Origin of the sequence: Jejuia pallidilutea (assembly GCF_002973595.1) — a bacterium.
Lineage (GTDB): Bacteria > Bacteroidota > Bacteroidia > Flavobacteriales > Flavobacteriaceae > Jejuia > Jejuia pallidilutea.
The window spans coordinates 1-1,573 of the sequence record NZ_PVEO01000032.1; the positions used below are offsets into that span (position 1 = coordinate 1).

Genomic DNA, 1,573 nt, shown 5'->3' on the forward strand with positions numbered 1-1,573 from the left:
TACAAAACGCTCAATATAAAAAAGCAAAAGTGATTTTATATTGCCAAACTATACTTTTTAAGGTTGTGGGCCATTGCAATTAGCCCTATTTCAACATTTACCTTGTCGATTCCTCTTAACATAAATCGTTTAAAGCCCATATTTTGTTTTATGTTTCCAAAGACCGCTTCTACATCCCAGCATCGTTGTTTGCGTTTTTCCATACCTTTTTCACTGGTAAGCTTTGTTCTTGCCTGGGCTTTTAGCCTTGATAGGTTATAGTTGCGTTCTATAATACGGTTGTACTTGGATTTATGGCATAGGCCTCTAAGTGGGCAACCATTACAGTTTTGGGCCTGGTAACGCGTTATGGTTTGTTCAAAGCCTGTCTTTGTTTTCTTTTTATAGCTACCAATGTTGGTCATGGCTTGCCCCATTGGACAGTAATAGGTGTCTGTATCGGTGTTGTAAAACAACTGGTTTGGATGGAATGGGTTGGGCTCTTTCTTACTTTGTTTCTGCTCTTTATGGAAGTAATTGTATTTAACAAAGGCATCTATATTCTTGGACTCTAAGTCGGTATAGTTTTCTTCGCTACCATAACCTGCATCTGCCGTTATGCTATCTGGTGTTTCATTGTAGCTTTCTATGTGGTCTTCTACATGGTCTTTTAGCAATGTGGTATCTGCTGTGGTTTGCCCGAGCGTGTAATTTGTAATGTATTGGTTATTGGTAGAGGCTTGCAGGTTATAACCTGGTTTGAGTTGCCCGTTTTGCATATGGTCGTCCTTCATGCGCATAAATGTGGCATCTGGATCGGTCTTGCTATAACTATTCCTGCCTTTTAAGATCGTTTCTTGCTCCTCATATTTTTTGAGATTGGAAGGCCAGTTCTTCTTGGCATAGTTGAGCTTTTGTTTTACTTTCTTATCTATACGCTTTGCTTTTAAAGCATCATTGATCTGGTTGATGGTGGCTTCTACTTTATCAGCATCAATAGCCTCGAAGTCTGGCGTGTTGGGCACATGCTGTTCGTCTTTGTAAACTTTCTCAACATAAGACCAAAGCTCTTTTAATTGCTTTTGGATACGTTCCTTGTTCTTGCCTATGGATTTGCCCCAAACAAAGGTGTAACGATTAGCGTTGGCTTCTATCTTGGTACCATCCACGTAAAGGTCTTTTAAATTTACAACGCCTTGCTCGACCAATAACAAAACTACCTGATTGAATATCTTCTTTAAATGAACCTTAAGGCGTTTGCCCCTAAAATCATTGATCGTGTTATGGTCTGGTCTGGTCTGACCGCTTAACCACATAAAGTGAATATTCTCACCCAAGGCTTGTTCTATCTTACGTGATGAATATAGATTGCGCAAATAGGCATAAATGATAACCTTCAGAAGCATACGTGGATGATAGCTCGATGTGCCACCGCCTTTATAACTCTTCTCTAGTGCCGTAATATCAAGACGGTCAATAATCGTATTGACCAAGCGTACAGGATGATTAGTAGGGACTAAATCATCATAACTTGGTGGCAATAGACTTAGCTGGTCTTGATGGTAGGTCTTAAAAACTACTTTTTTGCTCATCC

At 39.7% G+C, this 1,573-nt stretch carries 1 protein-coding gene; it reads right to left on the minus strand.

What is annotated here, in order from left to right; all coding sequences use genetic code 11:
- Nucleotides 1-35: 35 nt before the first annotated feature.
- The gene (locus CLV33_RS17425) at nt 36-1,571 is read right to left on the minus strand and encodes an IS1182 family transposase (protein ID WP_105474952.1); all 1,536 of its coding nucleotides are present in this window, start codon (nt 1,569-1,571) and stop codon (nt 36-38) included.
- Nucleotides 1,572-1,573 lie beyond the last annotated feature (2 nt).